At 57.6% G+C, this 1,470-nt stretch carries 2 protein-coding genes; both read left to right on the plus strand.

The features are described from left to right. On the plus strand, positions 1–353 hold a 353-nt coding region (locus JJB97_RS17955; RefSeq protein ID WP_317981578.1), incomplete at its 5' end, for a hypothetical protein. Between the two features lie 21 nt (positions 354–374). Next, on the plus strand, positions 375–1,470 hold a 1,096-nt coding region (locus tag JJB97_RS18670; protein ID WP_238715439.1), incomplete at its 3' end, for a hemagglutinin repeat-containing protein.

Consider the following 1,470-nt stretch of genomic DNA (forward strand, 5'->3'; position numbering starts at 1 on the left):
AGAGAGAAAAGGTGTCTGGATATATAGGGTCAAATCCAATGAAAATAAAAGAGAAAGATGGAACCATATTGGAAGTGTTCGCCATATATTGGCTTGGAAATGAAACTCTCTTTTTAGGGTTGCCTAAAAACTATGGCGGTTTACTTGCTTATAACGCAAAAAATGTTCAAGTTATTGATTCAACTTTGCATGGTACATTTAATTACTTTTCCACGCATATAAACGGGATATATCATTGGGCTTTAATAGAAGAAAGGTTACTGGATGACATATTAGAGCGGGATGATATCGCCTATAACCGCTTCCTTGATATCCTGAAAGCCGAAGGTCGGATAGATCCAGATTTTTATTAACCATTAAAGATCCCGGCTCAAGTGGCCGGGAACTTTTTACCTGTCACTCAGCCGGGTGCAGCGCAGGAGAGCCGGCATGATATCAGCCTGCTTAGCCGGAAAAAATCCGGCATATCGGGCAGCGGCGGCCTGGGGGTGAGCGTGGGGTCGCAGTCGGTGCGCAGCGCCCGTGAGGGCACGGCGGTGACGCAGAGCGAGGCGCGCAGCCTGATGGGTACTTCCGGCGGCAACGTTATCCTCAGCGCCGGCAACCGGGTAACGCTCAGCGCCGCGGACGTGGTGGCGGCGCGCGCGCAGGGCGACACCACCCGGGCCAGCGGGCATATCGACATCACCGGCAGCGATATTGTCATTATCCCCGGGCGGGATACAGTCACCGAGTCGGTGAAGCAGGAAATCAAATCGAAGGGGCTGATGGTGAGCGTGAAGGCCCCGTTTGAGGACACGGTGCGCAACGTGCGGGATATTGCGCGCGGCGGCGGCGGCGTTGTCGATAAGGTGAAGTCGCTGGGCGCGGAGGGGGTCGCGCTGGGGCTGGACGGAGCGGGGCAGATGCTGTCGGTCTTTGCAGGCAGCAGCAAATCCACCTCAGAATCGCACTACCGGGGCGAGTTTAACAGCGCAGGCCAGCTTGCGGCGGCAGGCAATATCCAGATGACCGCCACCGGCAAACAGGGCGGCGGCAGCGGCACTATCCTGATTGCAGGCAGCCGGTTAAACGCCGGTGAAGCGGTGATACTGGATGCGAAGCGTGATGTGAACATCATCACGTCCACGGATACTGAGCAGTACAGCAACAGCAGCAAATCCACCGGCTGGAATCTTTCGGATTCGCTGAGCGCCGGGAGCGCTGTCCGTGCCGTCGCAGGCGGGGGCAAACACGCCAGTCAGTTGCTGCCGGGCGGGATGAGTCAGTCTGAGAGCAACAGCAGCGGCACGCGAACCACGGGCAACGCATCGGTCATTCAGGGCGCGGATATTTACGTCACCAGCCGCGAGGGCAGCGTGAACATCCGCGGCAGCCAGTTGACAGCCGCCGAAGACCTGTCGCTGTCTGCCGGTAAAGGACACATCACGGTGAGCGCCGGGCGCGACACCTCGCACAGCGAAGCGAGCG

Source organism: Tenebrionibacter intestinalis (genome assembly GCF_016632365.1).
GTDB classification, from domain to species: Bacteria; Pseudomonadota; Gammaproteobacteria; order Enterobacterales; family Enterobacteriaceae; genus Tenebrionibacter; species Tenebrionibacter intestinalis.